We start from the raw sequence: 16642 nt of genomic DNA, 5'->3' as shown, positions 1-16642 counted from the left end.
GCGGAAAGCGACCCGCGGAATATGGGATCTTAGCTCAGCTGGGAGAGCATCTGCCTTACAAGCAGAGGGTCATAGGTTCGAGCCCTATAGGTCCCATTTTGTAAGAAATTGCAAAATTTATATGGCGGGATAGCTCAGTTGGCTAGAGCATACGGTTCATACCCGTAGTGTCGCTGGTTCGAATCCAGTTCCCGCTATTGATGGGGTCTTAGCTCAGCTGGGAGAGCATCTGCCTTACAAGCAGAGGGTCATAGGTTCGAGCCCTATAGGCCCCATTGATCAGAAAAGATCACAACTTCATATGGCGGGATAGCTCAGTTGGCTAGAGCATACGGTTCATACCCGTAGTGTCGCTGGTTCGAATCCAGTTCCCGCTACTTTAAAACCAGAGTCGCTTGACTCTGGTTTTTTTGTATCTTTATCACATAGTGTCGTCGAAGCTCATCAGGAAATTCAGGGAGCCTGCTGGGTTGCCGGTTCCTTTTTCCAGGAGGGAGATAAGTCCCACAATCGTCTCTTCGATCTCTTCAGGTGCAGATGGGATCAGCGTATTGTCCAGCTTGACTGTGAGGACGATAAGGACGATTTCCGCCAATGCAGATGGATAGGAAAAATGGATCTGGCCATTTGTGATTCCCTGGCTGATGATATCCGAAAGGATCGGTTTCAATTCTGTGATCAGATGGTTCAGATATTTTTGGTGGAGAAACGATTTCTCCTGTGCGTTGGAGTTTGCGGACAGATGTTCGTTCGTCTCCTGCCTTAAAAACTCAGAAGAAGAGCTTCGGCACGCCTGAAAGATCATGGCCATCCGGGTAAATGGAGAGATGTCTGTCTGTTTTGCCAAAGTTTTTGCCGTCTCAAGAGGTTTCTCGTAGCGTCTTTTTACAAGGGCTTCTAAAATGGCATCTTTTGACGGGAAGTAATAGTAAATGCTCCCCTTTCCGATTCCGGCTGTGGCGGCGATCTCGCTCACAGAGATCGTCTGAATCGTCCGATTCTCCAAAAGTTTCTGGAGGGAATCCAGAATAAGATTATATTTTGACTGATTTGGCATGGTAGGCCGCCTTTCTAACTTTCTAAAATGAATGCTGCATAGAATAAGTTACAATCCAGTATAGCACAGGAACGAAACTGTGAACAGTGAAAATCCATGCCAATTTCGTCTGTTTGCTTTCAGCTTTACCGGACTGTAAAATTTGGGTAAATGCTATTGACCAACAGTCGAAAAAGTGATATGTTACGGTTGAAATCAATTCGACCGACGGTCGAAAAATGTAGAATGGAGGATATGGGATGAATTATGCGGAAATGTTTTCAAAAGTAAAAGGAATGCTTGTTCAGGCGGATGTAAGCGATATTCACGAACATTTGGCATACCAGTTCAATATTACCGGGGAAGCGGAAGGAATATTCTACGTGGAAGTGAAAGAAGGAAAACTGTCCGTGGAACCGTATGAATATTTTGACCGGGATGCTATGTTTACATGTACGGCCGACACACTGATGAAAATCGCGTCCGGTAAACTCAATCCGATTATGGCGGTAACTCTTCAGAAGCTGAAAGTAGAAGGAAATATCGATAAAGCGCTGAAACTGAAAGATCTTGTAGAGAGCCACAAATAGAAAGGAATTTCCTAGAGTGGCCGAATTCAGAATGGAGATGGGCTGGATAGTATGAAGAAGAGAATCCTTGGTGTCGGACTGTTTTTGCTGGCAGCAGCGGAGGCGGGAGGCACTGCTTATTTTTACCGCAGGACGATGAAACGAAGCAAAGTGAAAGTCGAGCGAACGATGAAGATGGCAGGGACGGACTGGAACCAGTATATTCCTCTGATGGAGAAACGAAAAGCCGCCATGCTTGAGAGCAGGCATGAGGACATTTTTGAGAAGGCGGATGGCGGGCTTTTGCTTCATGCCACATGGTTTCCCCAGAATGACAAAAAGAAAGTTGTTATCTGTTTTCACGGGTATACAAGCCAGGGAATGAGCGATTTTATCGGCCTTTCAGACTACTATATGAGGAATGGATACAGTATGCTCCTGGTTGATGAAAGGGCGCATGGCGAAAGCGAAGGAGAGTATGTAGGGTTTGGATGCAAAGACCGCTATGACGGAATGAAATGGATCGACTGGGTTATCCGGATATGCGGGGAAGACTGCAGGATCCTTCTGCATGGGATCTCCATGGGAGGCGCCACAGTATCCATGATGAGTGGTCTTTCCCTGCCGGGGCAGGTCAAGGGAATCATATCCGACTGCGCCTTTACTTCGGCAAAACACGTCTTTACTCATGTGCTGCATACGATGTATCATCTCCCGGCATTTCCGATGATACCTGCCGCGGATCTTATCAATAAGAAACGTGCTGGCTACGGGCTGGATGAGTGCAATGCGGCGCGGGAAGTAAGGAAAGCGAAAGTACCGATTCTTTTTATACATGGAGAAAAAGATACATTTGTTCCGTGCAGGATGTGCTACGAGCTTTATGAGAATTGTGCGTCAAGAAAAATGCGGCTGATCGTCAAAGGCGCGGCACATGCGGAAAGTTATTACAAAGATACAAAAGCATACGAAAAAGCGATGGATTTATTCACAGGAGGAATAATGAAATGATGAGAAAAAGGAAAGGGTACAAAGTTTACCCACTGACTGCGGCGCAGAGGCTGCATTTCTTCTATCAGAAGTATTGCCCGAAAAAACAGGTCCTGAATATCGGGACGAGTCTTACGATCGGAACGGAACTTGACTGGGAAGTGCTCAGGCAGTCTATCTACAAAGCTTACGAGCGATGTGAATCCATGAGACTCCGGTTTGCGCAGGACAAAGAGGGAACTTGCTATCAGTATGTCGTGGACAGGGAAGAACGAGAGATTGAGTTTGTGGATTTCTCTGGAAAGACGATGGAGGAGGCGGAAGACATTATGAAAACCTGGTCTTCTGTGCCGTTCAAGAGGAACGATTCCCCGATGAACCGGATTGTCATGATCCATATGCCGGATGGATTTAATGGGATCTATCTCCTGGTAGACCATATGACAATGGACGCCCAGTCCCTGATCTGTTTCATGAAGGACATTATTGAGATTTATTGTAATGCGAAATACGAAGGGGTGCCGTATCCGAAGGATATGACGTCCTACATCGAACAGCTTGAGAAAGATCTTGCCTACGAGGCAGGATGTAAGGCAAAAGAAAGAGATGAGGCTTTTTTCAAAGGCCTGATCGAACATTCGGAGCCGATGTTCAACGGTATTGAGGGGCCGCAGGTGCTTGAGGAAGCGAGAGAAAAATACAAGGATCCGGATCTTCGTGCCGCTACATATTTGTCACAGTCTGTGGACTCCACAGTGGATGTGTTCCACCTGGAGGAAGAGCCTACAAAAAGGCTCATGGATTTCTGTGAAAAATACCATGTCTCTCTCGTGTGCCTGCTTATGATGGGACTTCGGACATACCTCCAGAAGGTGAACGGAAATGACGACGTCTCCATCAATACAACTATCGCAAGGCGCGCCACAGTGAAAGAAAAGAAATGTGGTGGAACGAGGATCCATACATTTCCGTTTCGGACTGTTATCCCGGAAGAAAAGACATTTCTGGAAGGAATCTATGAGATACGTGACTGTCAGAATGCCATGTTCATGCATGCGAATTATGATTCAGTCGACTTTTTTGCCAGGAGAGGAAAATGCTATCCGCATCCGGACGGGCTGACATATGAGCCGATTTCCCTGACGTACCAGCCGATGACGCTGCAGGAAAAGGGGCTTGATAAACTTGGGGATATCAAATATAAGACAAAATGGTATCCAAACGGAGCGGCGGCACAGGCGCTTTATCTGACTGTGATGCACAGACCGGAAGACAATGGGCTTGACTTTAATTTTGAACACTGGATCCAGGCGATGCCGATAGAAAAATTGGAATATCTTTATTATTATCTTTGCAGGATCATGTTCAAAGGTGTGGAAAATCCGGATCTGACAATAGGAGAGATTATCAAACTGGTATAGTGGAGGGAAGAGATATGTACGAAAAACTGAAAGAAATGATCTGCAATTATGTGGAGGTAGAGCAAGATTCCATCAAACCGGAATCCCGCTTTATGGAGGATCTTGGATTTACATCGTTTGATTTTATGAGTATGCTTGGAGAAATCGAGGATGAATTCGATATTGAGATCGATCAGCACGAGGCGGCCGACATCCGTACTGTGCAGGAAGCAGCCGACTATCTTGAAAGACTTAGCGTAAAATAAGGAGTGAGCATATGATTTCCAGCACGATCAGAGAGATACTGTGTAAGACAGAAGAAAAATATGGGGATGGAGATGCCGTTCGCTACAAAATAGGAAAAGATAAGATCGAGTCAAGGACATATTTCCAGCTTCGCAGGGACAGCGAGAGCTTCTCGAGAGCTCTGGAAAGTCTTGGGGAGAGGGAAAATCATATTGCGCTCATCGGAGCCACCTCTTATCCTTGGATCGTCTCCTACCTTGGTATTGTAAACGGCGGCGGAATCGCAGTTCCGCTGGATGTGTCTCTCCCGGCGGAAGAGATCTGTGAGCTTCTTACCCGGGCGGACGTCACAGTGCTTGTGATGGATGAGATCAGAAAAGATGTAGGGGAGATGGCAAAACGTCTCTGCCCGAAATTAAAATATATTATTTCCATGCAGAAAGAGGAGGATGAGGGAGACGTGCTTTCTTTTCGAACCCTTCTCAAAGAGCATGAGGGGAGATTTGACTATACACCGGATCCGGACAGTCTCTGTACGATCATGTTTACATCTGGGACGACGGGAAAGAGTAAGGGGGTCATGCTTACCCACAGAAATCTGGCGGAAAATGCCACCTGTCTGGACATGAAGATACCGGAGCGGATCGTGATCCTTTCCGTCCTGCCGATCCATCATGCATACTGTCTGAGTATGGATTTTTTGAAAGGAATGTCTCTCGGGGCGGTAATCTGCATGAACGATTCGCTCATGCGGGTGGCGAAAAATATCAAGCTTTTCAAACCGGAGATGATTCTCATGGTTCCCCTTATGATCGAGACCATGGCTAAGAAGCTGGAAGATACGAAGGGACTTCCGAAAAAGCTTGTAAAGAAGATGGTGTTTGGCGAACAGTTCCGTACCATTTGCAGCGGAGGGGCTTACTTAAACCCGGCTTACATTGATCTTTTTGAAAGTTATGGCATCACGATACAGCAAGGTTACGGTATGACGGAGTGCTCTCCGGTCATCAGTACGTCCCAAAGCTGGGATATCCGGAAAGAATCCGTAGGACAGCTCCTCCCAAACTGTCAGGCAAAAGTCGTGGACGGAGAATTATGGGTTCGTGGATCCAGCGTCATGCAGGGGTATTATAAGATGCCAAAAGAGACGGAAGAGACACTCTGTGACGGATGGCTTCGGACGGGAGATCTGGGCTACGTAGATGACGAAGGATTTGTCTACCTGACAGGAAGAAAGAAAAACCTGATCATTTTGAAAAACGGGGAGAATGTATCTCCGGAAGAGTTGGAAAACCGGCTTTCGGAAAACCGGCTTGTCCAGGAAGTGCTCGTAAGAGAAATGGGCGATGTGATGGAGGCGGAGATCTTTCCGGACTATGATTATGCAAAGAAAAAGAAGGTACGTGATATCCGACAGGCGCTTCAGGAGATCATTGACGAGTACAACCGCAGTGTGCCTGCATATAAGAAGATTTATTCATTGAAGGTGCGGGAAACGGAATTTGAAAAAACAACTTCCAGAAAAATAAAAAGATATTGATAAGTGACAAGAAAGGATGCTATATTTTTAGAATAGAGCATCCTTTTTATGAAGGGGAAAAGAAATTCAATGAAGATAGAGTCAGGCAAGGAGAAAGGGGAAAAGTATGGAATTAAGACTGGAGAAGATCCAAAAATCATTTGGTGCCAAAACGGTGCTGAAAGACTGTACATTTACATTTGAAAAAGGAAAGATCTATGGGCTGCTTGGGCGAAACGGCGCCGGAAAGACGACGCTTTTCAACTGCCTGAGCGATGAAATCCAACCGGACTTTGGGGAGGCATTCTTAAGTACGGGGGAAGATGAAAAGAGGACGCTTTTTCCGGACGACGTAGGATATGTGCTCTCCGTCCCGATCCTTCCGGATTTTCTTACCGGGGAAGAGTTTGTCCGGTTTTTCATGGACATCAATCAGGACAAGATTTCAAAAGATCTCACAATGGAGGAGTGCTTTGATATCGTACAGATCGCTCCGGAGGATCGGAAACGTCTGATCAAAGGATATTCCCACGGAATGAAAAACAAGATCCAGATGATCTGTTTTATGATCGCGAAACCTCCGGTTATCCTTCTGGATGAACCGCTGACTTCTTTTGACGTCGTCGTGGCGCTGGAGATGAAACAGCTTCTTCGCAGTATGAAGAAAGATCACGTCATCATTTTTTCCACCCACATCCTGCAGCTTGCGACGGACTTATGTGATGAGATTGTCGTGCTGAGTGAAGGCCACTTAAGCCTTTTGGACCACGAAATGCTGAAAAGCAAAGATTTTGAGGAACAGATCATAGAATTACTGAAAGATGAGGAAAGCCATGGTTAGAACATTACGTCAGCTGATTAGCATGAGGGCGGCCATCAATGCGAATGTCTTTCTTTATTATCTGAGCCGCCTTTGGATCATAGGGAAGAAAATCCCGGAAAGTGTATACGGAAAGAAAGAGTTAAAACAGATCGTTGCAGTGTTTACGATGATCATAGGTCAGCTTACAAAGCTGGCCGGAAAGATCCTTTATATGATGATTTTTGTCATCCTTCCGATTGTTTTGTTAGATCAAAAGATGCCGGATGGAACAGAGTTTGACAGTGTGGTCAGCATTGTGTTTTTCCTGAACTGTATACTTGGCGGGACGGACAGCGTGGTTTTTAAAGTGACAAGGGAAAAATACACGTGTCTGATCTACATGAAGATGGATCCGCTGAACTATGTCAGATCCTATCTCGTGTATATTTATGTACCGTTTTTCGTATATTTTTTGCCATGTTTTCTCGTGTGTGCGTGGTTGTTTCACGCACCTTTGTACAAAGGTGCGCTGTTGTGGTTTGTCCTTATGATGTTCCGGGCTATGGCGGAAGCATTCCAAGTAGTGCTGTACGATAAAAAAGAGTTCTTTGTGAGCAGATCTACAAAGATCAGCTGGATCATGATACTCCTCTGCGTGCCGGCGGCATATGGCCCTCTGGCATCCGGTATCGTCCCGGTTCCGGCTTCCATCCTGCTGCACCCGGCGGTTCTGCTTGTTCTGCTGATACTGGGTGCCGGATCTCTTTGGTATGTTCTGAAAGGCTACAAAGGGTATCGGATGAAGATGCACCGGACGATAGATCCAAAATGGATCACATCAGAACTGATGAAATCTGCAGGCAACCAGTCTGCCGCGAAAGAAGTGGGAATGAAAGAGAAGGATCTCCAGATCGATCACACAAAAGATCTGAGAAAGCAGGGCCTGACAGGGTATGCTTATTTCAACGCACTGTTTTTTGCAAGACACAGAAGGCAGCTTATCAGGCCTGTGTATTATCGCCTGGCGATCATCTTCGTGTTGTTTGCATGTATGGTAGGACTACGGGTGGCAAATCCTGCCGTGGCTGCTTACATCTGTCGGCAAATCACGAGTATGCTGCCGCTTCTTGTGTTTATCATGTACGCTGTGACGGTGGCGGAAAAGGCCTGCAAGGCCATGTTCTACAACTGCGATAAAAGTATGCTGAAATTTGGCTTTTACAGAAATCCGGAAGTGATTCTGAAAAATTTTAAAATCCGGCTTATAAGAATCTCAGTCTACAACCTTATCGTGGGGGCGGCCATCAGCGCTGCGGCCATCGTACTGCGCGCAATATGCGGACTTGCTCCTTTGAATCCGGAGACTGTGCTTTTTGCGGCGGCGGTTTTGATGCTGTCAGTATTTTTTACAGTGCATCATCTGTTTATGTACTATGTATTTCAGCCGTACTCAGAGGAAATGAATATAAAGAACCCATTTTTCCGGGCGATCAATCTGGCAATGTATGTGATAAGCTACATCTGCCTGCAAGTGCAGACAGGAGGACTTGCTTTTACGGCAGGAGTTTTGATAGTGACAGTCGCCTACACAGTCATCGCGCTTGTGCTTGTCTACCGTTATGCTCCGAAGACATTCCGGGTAAAATAAGTGCATTTTTCATACAGATGTGTTAAAATGGCAGTATTGGGATAAAATCCGGTATGATTTTCCGGATGGAAAGAAACTATCAGGAGGAAAAGACAAATGATCGATAACAAGGTAAGAAGGATTCTGATGATTGTCGTGGGAGGATACCTGGCATATTTGGGATTTGGACTTGCAAAAGATGTATGGGGAAGCGGAGAGAAAAATACGGTGCTGTTCCTGTGCTGTGCGGTACTGTTTCTTGCGATCGGCGTTTTTGCCATCGTCATGAATATAAAAGGTCTGATCCGTGAGGAGGAAGAGGCGGAAGAGGCAGCAGAAGAAGCAAGGAGAGAAGAAGAAAACAGAAGTCTCGTGCAGGAAGAGGAATTCGAGTCTGAGACAGAAAAGGGTACGGAAGAAGAGAAAGCGGAGACGGGAGAAATGAAGGAGGACGAAATTCTGTGAGAGTAGGAATGGGTTATGACGTGCACAGACTGGTGGAAGACCGGGATCTGATCATCGGAGGAGTCATGATTCCTTATGAAAAAGGACTTTTGGGACATTCGGATGCGGATGTACTTTTGCATGCCATCATGGATGCTCTTCTGGGGGCGGCGGCTCTCGGAGATATCGGGAAACATTTCCCGGATACAGATGAAAAATACAGAGGAATCTCCAGCGTCAGGCTGCTGGAACATGTAGGAGAACTTCTGGAAGAAAATCTTTATATTATAGAAAACATCGATGCTACCATCATCGCGCAGAAGCCGAAGATGCGGCCTTATATCGAAGAGATGCGGGAAAATATTGCCAGAGCCCTCCAGATTGATACAGACCAGGTCAATGTGAAGGCGACCACGGAAGAAGGCCTTGGATTTACCGGAACAGGAGAAGGGATTTCTGCCCAGGCAATCTGCTGCCTGGAAAAGGCTATGAACCGAAGTTTTGATGTGACGCAGTCTTCCGGCGGATGCAGCGGATGTCCAGGGTGTGGTGCAAGGCAGGAATAGGGCTATGAAGCAGAGAAGATTGTCAAAGGAAGAGCATTTCGCCACAAGGCCGCTCTGGGAAGAAATTTTTACGGAGGATGACAAACAGTTTCTCGATTATTATTATTATTGTAAGACGAAGGAAAATGAGATCTATGTCGTCGAGGAGGAAGAGAAACTTTGCTCTATGCTTCATCTGAATCCATATATGATATCAGTCAATAATAAAGAAAAGATGCTTCATTATATTGTCGCTGTTGCCACAAAGCAAGCGTACAGAGGGCGCGGATATATGGCTGCGCTTTTGAAATGCTCGGCCGGAGAAATGTATCAAAGGCAAGAGCCGTTTACCTTTTTGATGCCGGCGGCAGAAGCAATCTATGCACCCCATGGTTTTCGGTTCATATATCGCCAGACTGTATACGATGTTCCCGAAGAAGAAATCCAGGAGGTCAAATATCCGGGAAAGACAACGATCCGGTATGCCAGGGAGGAAGAATGCGGCAAGATGGCAGCGTTTGCGGAGAAGCTTCTGGGAAAAGAAGATATGGTCCGGGCCAAACGGACGGATGCCTATTATCAGATGCTTCTGGAGGAGCAGCAAAGCGAAAACGGAGGAATCCTTCTTTTTGAGGAGGAAGGAAGTCTTGCGGGGATGGTACTGGTGGCTTCCGATGGAAGACGGATGGAAGTGAGGGAGCCGCTTTTTGAGCGGCCGGAACTTTTGAGCGGCCTGTTTTTCTGGATGAAAGAAAAGAATGTCCGGGAAGCAAAGATCTCCGGTATACCAAAACACATCGATGAGTGGATGCAGGTAAATTTGAAAAAGGCCGGACGAAGGCAGATTCCTGTGATCATGGCACGGATCATCCACCTGAAGACATTTTTGGAGTGCCTTACGGCAGAGGTGGATTTCACAGAGGTCTTTCAGGTAAAAGACAGGATGCTCCAGGAAAATACCGGGACATGGAAGTTAACCGGCAAGGAGAATTCATATATAAGAGCAGAGAAAATAAGTGAAGAGGCGGGGGACGATGCATATGGGATCGAAGATCTCACAGTGCGATGCTTCGGCTGTCGGGCGGAAGAGACAGAAGGCACCAAAGAAAAAAAGGAAAATTTGTTTTTAAGAAATATTCGTCCGCTGTGCCCGGTCTTTTTAAATGAGATTGTATAGACAAACAGAGTACAAAACAAAAGGAGGAAGAAGTCGGATGAAATTATACAACACAATGACAAGACAGAAAGAAGAGTTCGTACCGTTGGAAGAAGGAAAGGTCAAGATGTATGTGTGCGGACCGACGGTATACAATTTTATCCACATCGGAAATGCAAGGCCGATGATCGTCTTTGACACCGTGAGAAGATATTTTGAATACAAAGGATACGAAGTGAATTTTGTCTCCAATTTTACCGATGTGGATGACAAGATCATCAAAAAAGCGATGGAAGAAGGTGTGACGGCCGATGAGATTGCCAGCCGTTATATCGAAGAATGCAAGAAGGATATGGCGGATATGAATGTAAAACCGGCCACAGTACATCCTCTTGCCACACAGGAGATTCCAGGAATGATCGCAATGATCCAGGAACTCATCGACAAAGGATACGCCTACGAAAAGAACGGCACCGTATATTATCGCACAAGGAAATTCAAAGATTATGGAAAGCTTTCCCACAAAAATCTGGATGACCTTCAGTCAGGGGGAAGAGAACTCCTCGTATCTGGTCAGGATGAAAAAGAAGATTCTCTTGATTTCGTCCTGTGGAAACCGAAGAAAGATGGAGAGCCATACTGGCAGTCTCCGTGGAGCAATGGCCGCCCAGGATGGCACATCGAATGCTCTGAGATGTCCAGAAAATATCTGGGCGAACAGATCGATATCCATGCGGGAGGGGAAGACCTTGTATTTCCGCACCATGAAAACGAGATCGCACAGTCCGAAGCATGCAATGGAGTAGAATTTGCACGCTACTGGCTGCACAATGGATTCTTAAATATTGACAATAAAAAAATGTCCAAGTCTCTTGGAAACTTCCGCACAGTCCGCGAGATCGGAAAGCAGTATGATCTCCAGGTTCTGAGATTTTTTATGCTGAGCGCTCATTACAGAAGCCCGCTGAATTTCAGCGCGGATCTGATGGAAGCATCCAAGAATGGCCTCGAACGGATTGTCAATGCAGTGGATAATCTGAAATATCTCCGTTCTCTTGCAAAGACTGAAGAGATGAGCGATGAAGAAAAAGCACAGGCAGAGAAGACAGAAGAATATGTAAAAGCATTCGAGGAAGCGATGGATGATGACTTTAACACGGCGGATGCAGTGACAGCTATCTTTGAACTTGTAAAGTATGCCAACACAACGGCAGGCGAGGAAAGTTCCGCAGCATACCTGAACGTACTTTTTGATCAGATCGTGAAACTTTCCGATGTGCTCGGTCTGATTGTCGACAAGAAAGAAGAGATGCTTGATGACGACATCGAAGCACTGATCGAGGAACGCCAGCAGGCAAGAAAAGAAAAGAACTTCAAACGTGCAGATGAGATTCGTGATGAACTGCTTGCAAAAGGGATCATTTTAAAGGATACGCGAGAAGGAGTACAATGGAAACGAGCATAAGATTTGAACTGGATTCTTATATGAAGGAAGTGCTTGAGATGGGAGAGGTGGATATCAGGAGTTATTCGCCTCTCACACTGGCCTTTATTGGGGATTGCATCTTTGACCTGGTTATCAAAACGATGATCGTAAGAAAGGGCAATCAGCCGGTTAACCAGATGCAGAAAGAGACGAGCCGTTATGTGCAGGCGGCAGCTCAGTCTTACATGATGCGCTTTATGCAGGAGCATCTTACTGAGGAGGAGCGTGCAGTATACCGCAGGGGAAGGAATGCAAAATCGGTGTCTCCAGCCAAGAACCAGTCTATCACAGACTACCGCAGGGCTACCGGGTTTGAAGCGCTTCTGGGGTATCTCTATCTGAAAAAGGAATACAGACGAATGATCGATCTGATAAAAATCGGCCTGGATGGCTTAAATGAGAAAGAAGAGGAATAGGATGAAGGAACAAAAAGAACGAAACGAACTGTTGATTGAAGGAAGAAATGCGGTTCTCGAGGCATTTCGCTCCGGAAAACCGATTGATAAAGTATTCATCCTCGATGGATGTCAGGACGGACCAATCCGCAGCATTGTCAGGGAAGCAAAAAAGCACGATACAATTCTGAATTTCGTTGCAAAAGAACGGCTTTCCCAGCTCTCCGAGACAGGAAAACACCAGGGAGTCATTGCCTTCGCTGCAGCCTACGAATACGCAGATATCGAAGATATGTTTGAACTGGCTAAAGAAAGAGGGGAGGATCCATTTCTGTTGATTTTGGACAATATCGAAGATCCTCACAATCTTGGGGCGATCATCCGTACAGCGAATCTGGCGGGAGCCCACGGCGTCATCATCCCGAAACGCCGGGCAGCAGGACTTACATCCACGGTTGCAAAGACGTCCGCAGGTGCGCTAAACTACACGCCGGTGGCAAAAGTGACCAATCTGGTAAAGACGATGGAGGAACTAAAAGAAAGAGGATTGTGGTTCGTCTGCGCTGATATGGATGGAGAGACAATGTACCGCGTCAATCTGAAGGGGCCAATCGGCCTCGTGATCGGAAACGAAGGGGAAGGTGTCTCAAGACTTGTCAAAGAAGCCTGCGACTTTACCGCTTCGATACCGATGAAAGGGGATATCGACTCACTGAATGCCTCTGTGGCGGCGGGGGTACTGGCATATGAGATTGTCCGCCAGAGAACAATGTAAAAGAAGGAATGTCCGATATGTCTGATTACGGATCTATCACAGACGAAGAACTGATCAGGAGACTTCGCGGCGGCGAATGTGAGATCATGGATTTTATCATGGAAAAGTACAAATCCATGGTAAAGAAAAAGGCAAAAGCGATGTATTTGCTGGGCGGTGACAGTGACGACCTGATCCAGGAAGGGATGATCGGCCTGTTCAAGGCGGTGCAGGATTATGACGAAAAGATGGAGACTACATTTGCAGGATTTGCCCAGGTCTGCGTGACCCGTCAGCTTTATACTGCCATCCGGGCTTCCCGGAGAAAGAAACATCTCCCGCTGAATTCTTATGTTTCCCTCTATGACAATGTGGAGATTACTGAAGAAAAAGAGGCGGAGATGCTGGGAAGACAGGATTTGAGTCTCAATAACAACCCGGAAGAGCTGCTCATCGGAAAAGAGCAGGAAGACTCTTTCATGAAAAAGCTGGAAGACAAGCTAAGTGATCTGGAAAATAGAGTACTCTGCCTGCATCTGCTTGGGACAGACTACAAGACGATCGCAAACCTGCTTGGAAAAAGTCCAAAGACAATTGATAACGCATTGCAGAGAATCAAAGCAAAAGCAGGAGAACTGCTGGATGAATAATACGGACTGCATGAGTAAGTGGGAAGACCTGCAGCCCTTCCAAGAGAAGGGAGGCGGGTCTTTTTGTATAAAATAACGAAAAAAACAAGTAAAAACCGTTGAGTTTCGACACTTTGATCATATAGATGTTGTATCGCCCGATTTTATGTGATACGATAAAAATAGAAATAAGGAAGGAGGAAAACGGAATGAAAAGGAGTGTGAAGAAAGGAATTGCAGTAATGCTGACACTTGTTTTGGGAGTATTGGCGGGAGTTTCACAGACACCTTTGCTTCATGTCCAGGCGGAGGAAACAGGAGGAAACGAATCACAAAATCCTGCAGTTCCGGATCCGAATCCACATTTGGTGTATGGAGATCCGGATTTGCCGGATGAAGACGCGTTTGTATTGCTGATTCTGGGAGATGGATTTACAGCAGATCAGCAGCAGACATTTTTTGATGAAGCCCAAAAGACAGCGGACTATGTCATGGCTACCTCTCCGTGGGATGAATTTACAGATACGATAAAGATCTATGCGCTTGGAGTGGTATCGAATGAATCAGGAGCAAAAGGGGACAAGGCTATCAACCAGGAGCAGGCAGATGCGGATACGAGAGATACATATTTCGGCTCTGCATATTGGTCCGGCGGAATGCAGAGGCTGCTTACTATCAGTGAGGAGGGATCCAGGAGGGCAAAAGAACTTACGGAAGCTTACCTTCCGAATGCAGATTACAATGTGGTAATCGTCAACGCAACAACTTATGGAGGAAGCGGAGGAAATACGTGTGTCGCTTCTCTGAACAGCGAGTCATTGGAAATGATGCTCCACGAGCTGGGACATACAACAGCAAAGCTTGCAGATGAATATTTCGCAGGGGAAAGCTATGCGGGAGAATATGCAAACATGACGGCCGAGTCCGATCCGGAAAAGGTAAAGTGGAGCAGATTTATCGGGAAAAATGGAGTAGGAGTGTACGAGTACGATAATGGAGGAGATGGATGGTATCGACCGCATGAAAACTGTAAGATGAGATTCCTTGGGAAACAATATGCGTTCTGTGAAGTCTGTAAAGAACAGATACGAAAGACATTTTGCCAGGATTCCAATGTGACGAAGCTGTTCTATCAGCAATATGCAGATGTGATCTATGAACAGCCTGAGGGACAGGGAACGGATATGCGGCAGTACTTTATTCTCCGGAAAGGAGATAATGAGATTACCGGGGATCAGCTTGGAGACGCACTCTCTCTTGTGTACAAAGATGAGGCAGGAAATGTAGTTTCAGGAATCCCGTACGCTCAGGGGACATATACGATAGAAGCTTCTTTTGCGGGAAATGACACATACGATGCCTGCACACAGTCAGCTGTGTATACCATCGAGCCACAGGATTTGTTTAATCTGACAGTGGAATCAAAAGTGTATGACGGAAAACCGGCCAAACTTGATTACACGCTGGATTACGATGGGGAATATACGGTAGAGGCCCATTATACCGGAACAATCCCGTATGCGGCAGAGATCACATACGATTATGACAGTGAGGAAGCTCCGATCAAACCAGGACGTTATCAGGTTGTATTGTCAGCTTACGACAAAGAAACAGGGAATCTGATCAGCAGGACAAGCAGAGATTTCTCTATTTCTTTCAAAGCAACGGCAGTTTCCAATCATGATACGGGAGAATATCCGGGAGCAATGCCGTATTACAACAATAAGACGATTGTGTTTACAGGAGAAGGCTATACGGCAGAAGAGCAGGATGCGTTCGAAAAGAAGGCAAATGAATTCATCGGATATTTCAGGAACACAGAACCATATAAAGAAGCAGATACTTATATGAACTATCATACAGTGGAAGCGGTATCTGAACAGTCCGGTATCGGAACGGAGGAGAAAGACACTTATTTTCGACTCACATATGATGAAAACGGAACTGTTGTCCCGACAGATTATAGTACAAACGGGGCAATGTACATCGGAAATAATGTAGTGACCTCCTACTATAAAGCAACGATCGTTCTCATCAACGATGAAAATGTAAAAAAAGGCGCCACAGTCACAAACAAACGTTTCACTGTATATACGACAGCTGATGAGGCAGGGATGGAATACGCAGCCATGGAACTCCTGAACTATTTCACAGGAAAGGAAGAAGGCTACCGTGCGTCAGATGATCAGCAGAAGGATTCCCAGAGGACAGAGTTCCTAAAAGCGCTCTATTACACATGGTATGGATGGGACTATGCTCCTGTTCTGAGCAGAGCTTATGAGGAAGAATTTGTGGAAAACGGCACGGCATTCGATCTTGCGCCATATTTCCACACTTATGTTCTTGGTAAGGAAGTGCCAGGAATGACTTACCGAATGACTTATTTTGAAGACGAAAACGGACAGCCTGGAAAAGAACTTTCCCAGGCACCTTCCGAGGCAGGCATATACCACGTCAGGGCAGAATTGGTTCCTCCTGAAGGGCAGGACACGACGGAAGTGGTGCTGGACGGTACTACATATCATCTTCCTCTGGCGCGTGGGTGGACAACTTATGAAATCCAAAAAGCCGGGGAAACGGATCCCGGAAAAGATCCTCAGGACACCAGTAAACCTCAGGATACGAACGAACCTCAGGGTACAGACAAAACTTCCGATCCTAGCAAAGGAGAAGAAGAGGCAATCAAGACCGGGGATACTGCCCAGGCAAGTTTATGGATCTATAGTGGAATAGCAGCGCTTTTGGTAATAGCAGCAACGATTGTTTATAGAAGAAAAAGAAGATAAGAATGCCAGTGTAGCAGAAAAAAGATAGTTTCAATAAGATGTACAAGGGATTCCATGCTGACCTTTGTACATCTTTTTGTTAAAAATACACAAAAATGAAAAAGAAAAGTTTGTATTAATGACGAAAAGGTGCAAAGGGGATTGACATACAGAGACGGCGGAACTATAATATGACCAGGATTTGAAACCGGTTTCAAGAAGAAACTGAAAAAGAAGATCAAGGATCTCAAAATAGAGATCTTTATTTAGGAAATGATT

The 16642-nt window shown here is 45.9% G+C and carries 16 protein-coding genes and 4 tRNA genes; 19 read left to right on the top strand and 1 reads right to left on the bottom strand.

Annotated features, from left to right (window positions below; all coding sequences use genetic code 11):
• Positions 1-23 precede the first annotated feature (23 nt).
• From FLB61_RS06035 to FLB61_RS06020, 4 genes are all read left to right on the top strand, one after another.
• Positions 24-96: transfer RNA gene (locus FLB61_RS06035), tRNA-Val, on the top strand.
• Positions 97-123: 27 nt separating this feature from the next.
• Positions 124-197, top strand: a tRNA-Met gene (locus FLB61_RS06030).
• A gap of 5 nt (positions 198-202) precedes the next feature.
• A tRNA-Val gene (locus FLB61_RS06025) sits at positions 203-275 on the top strand.
• Positions 276-303: 28 nt separating this feature from the next.
• Positions 304-377: transfer RNA gene (locus FLB61_RS06020), tRNA-Met, on the top strand.
• A 44-nt stretch (positions 378-421) separates the two neighbouring features.
• Here FLB61_RS06020 and FLB61_RS06015 read toward each other — a convergent pair.
• On the bottom strand, positions 422-1057 hold the full coding sequence (locus FLB61_RS06015; RefSeq protein WP_221919658.1) for a TetR/AcrR family transcriptional regulator: 636 nt from the start codon (positions 1055-1057) through the stop codon (positions 422-424).
• Positions 1058-1296: 239 nt separating this feature from the next.
• Here FLB61_RS06015 and FLB61_RS06010 point away from each other — a divergent pair, with 239 nt between their 5' ends.
• The 15 genes from FLB61_RS06010 to FLB61_RS05940 all read left to right on the top strand — a co-directional run bounded on the left by FLB61_RS06010 (position 1297) and on the right by FLB61_RS05940 (position 16384).
• Positions 1297-1626 carry an SCP2 sterol-binding domain-containing protein gene (locus tag FLB61_RS06010; protein ID WP_087198987.1) on the top strand — a complete coding sequence of 110 codons (330 nt, stop codon included), beginning with the start codon at positions 1297-1299 and terminating at the stop codon, positions 1624-1626.
• 51 nt (positions 1627-1677) lie between these two features.
• Entirely contained in the window at positions 1678-2616 is a 939-nt protein-coding gene (locus tag FLB61_RS06005) for an alpha/beta hydrolase (protein WP_221919657.1), read from the top strand.
• Positions 2616-4016 (top strand): condensation domain-containing protein, encoded by a 1401-nt coding sequence (locus tag FLB61_RS06000; RefSeq protein WP_221919676.1) that lies wholly within the window; start codon positions 2616-2618, stop codon positions 4014-4016. The genes FLB61_RS06005 and FLB61_RS06000 overlap by 1 nt, the downstream gene beginning before the upstream one ends.
• A 14-nt stretch (positions 4017-4030) precedes the next feature.
• The gene (locus FLB61_RS05995) at positions 4031-4261 is read left to right on the top strand and encodes an acyl carrier protein (RefSeq protein ID WP_087198989.1); all 231 of its coding nucleotides are present in this window, start codon (positions 4031-4033) and stop codon (positions 4259-4261) included.
• Positions 4262-4272: 11 nt separating this feature from the next.
• On the top strand, positions 4273-5781 hold the full coding sequence (locus FLB61_RS05990; protein ID WP_221919656.1) for an AMP-binding protein: 1509 nt from the start codon (positions 4273-4275) through the stop codon (positions 5779-5781).
• A gap of 106 nt (positions 5782-5887) precedes the next feature.
• Positions 5888-6601: an ABC transporter ATP-binding protein gene (locus tag FLB61_RS05985; RefSeq protein ID WP_087198991.1), complete on the top strand. Its 714-nt coding sequence runs from the start codon at positions 5888-5890 to the stop codon at positions 6599-6601.
• A complete protein-coding gene (locus FLB61_RS05980) occupies positions 6594-8210 on the top strand; it encodes a hypothetical protein (protein ID WP_221919655.1) in 1617 nt (538 codons plus the stop codon). The genes FLB61_RS05985 and FLB61_RS05980 overlap by 8 nt, the downstream gene beginning before the upstream one ends.
• A 96-nt stretch (positions 8211-8306) precedes the next feature.
• Positions 8307-8654: a hypothetical protein gene (locus FLB61_RS05975; RefSeq protein ID WP_221919654.1), complete on the top strand. Its 348-nt coding sequence runs from the start codon at positions 8307-8309 to the stop codon at positions 8652-8654.
• Positions 8651-9199 (top strand): 2-C-methyl-D-erythritol 2,4-cyclodiphosphate synthase, encoded by a 549-nt coding sequence (gene ispF, locus FLB61_RS05970; protein ID WP_330625516.1) that lies wholly within the window; start codon positions 8651-8653, stop codon positions 9197-9199. Before FLB61_RS05975 ends, ispF begins: the two co-directional genes overlap by 4 nt.
• A gap of 4 nt (positions 9200-9203) precedes the next feature.
• Entirely contained in the window at positions 9204-10355 is a 1152-nt protein-coding gene (locus FLB61_RS05965) for a GNAT family N-acetyltransferase (protein ID WP_221919653.1), read from the top strand.
• A 37-nt stretch (positions 10356-10392) separates the two neighbouring features.
• Positions 10393-11799 carry a cysteine--tRNA ligase gene (cysS, locus tag FLB61_RS05960; RefSeq protein ID WP_087198996.1) on the top strand — a complete coding sequence of 469 codons (1407 nt, stop codon included), beginning with the start codon at positions 10393-10395 and terminating at the stop codon, positions 11797-11799.
• The gene (locus tag FLB61_RS05955) at positions 11784-12236 is read left to right on the top strand and encodes a Mini-ribonuclease 3 (protein ID WP_087198997.1); all 453 of its coding nucleotides are present in this window, start codon (positions 11784-11786) and stop codon (positions 12234-12236) included. The genes cysS and FLB61_RS05955 overlap by 16 nt, the downstream gene beginning before the upstream one ends.
• A gap of 1 nt (position 12237) precedes the next feature.
• Positions 12238-12990: a 23S rRNA (guanosine(2251)-2'-O)-methyltransferase RlmB gene (gene rlmB / locus FLB61_RS05950; RefSeq protein ID WP_087198998.1), complete on the top strand. Its 753-nt coding sequence runs from the start codon at positions 12238-12240 to the stop codon at positions 12988-12990.
• Positions 12991-13007: 17 nt separating this feature from the next.
• Entirely contained in the window at positions 13008-13619 is a 612-nt protein-coding gene (locus FLB61_RS05945) for a sigma-70 family RNA polymerase sigma factor (protein WP_087198999.1), read from the top strand.
• 188 nt (positions 13620-13807) lie between these two features.
• Entirely contained in the window at positions 13808-16384 is a 2577-nt protein-coding gene (locus FLB61_RS05940) for a M64 family metallopeptidase (protein WP_246599131.1), read from the top strand.
• Positions 16385-16642 lie beyond the last annotated feature (258 nt).

The sequence above is a fragment of the Sellimonas caecigallum genome (genome assembly GCF_019754295.1).
Classification (GTDB): domain Bacteria; phylum Bacillota; class Clostridia; order Lachnospirales; family Lachnospiraceae; genus Sellimonas; species Sellimonas caecigallum.
This window is presented reverse-complemented; position numbering and strand designations above follow the sequence as displayed.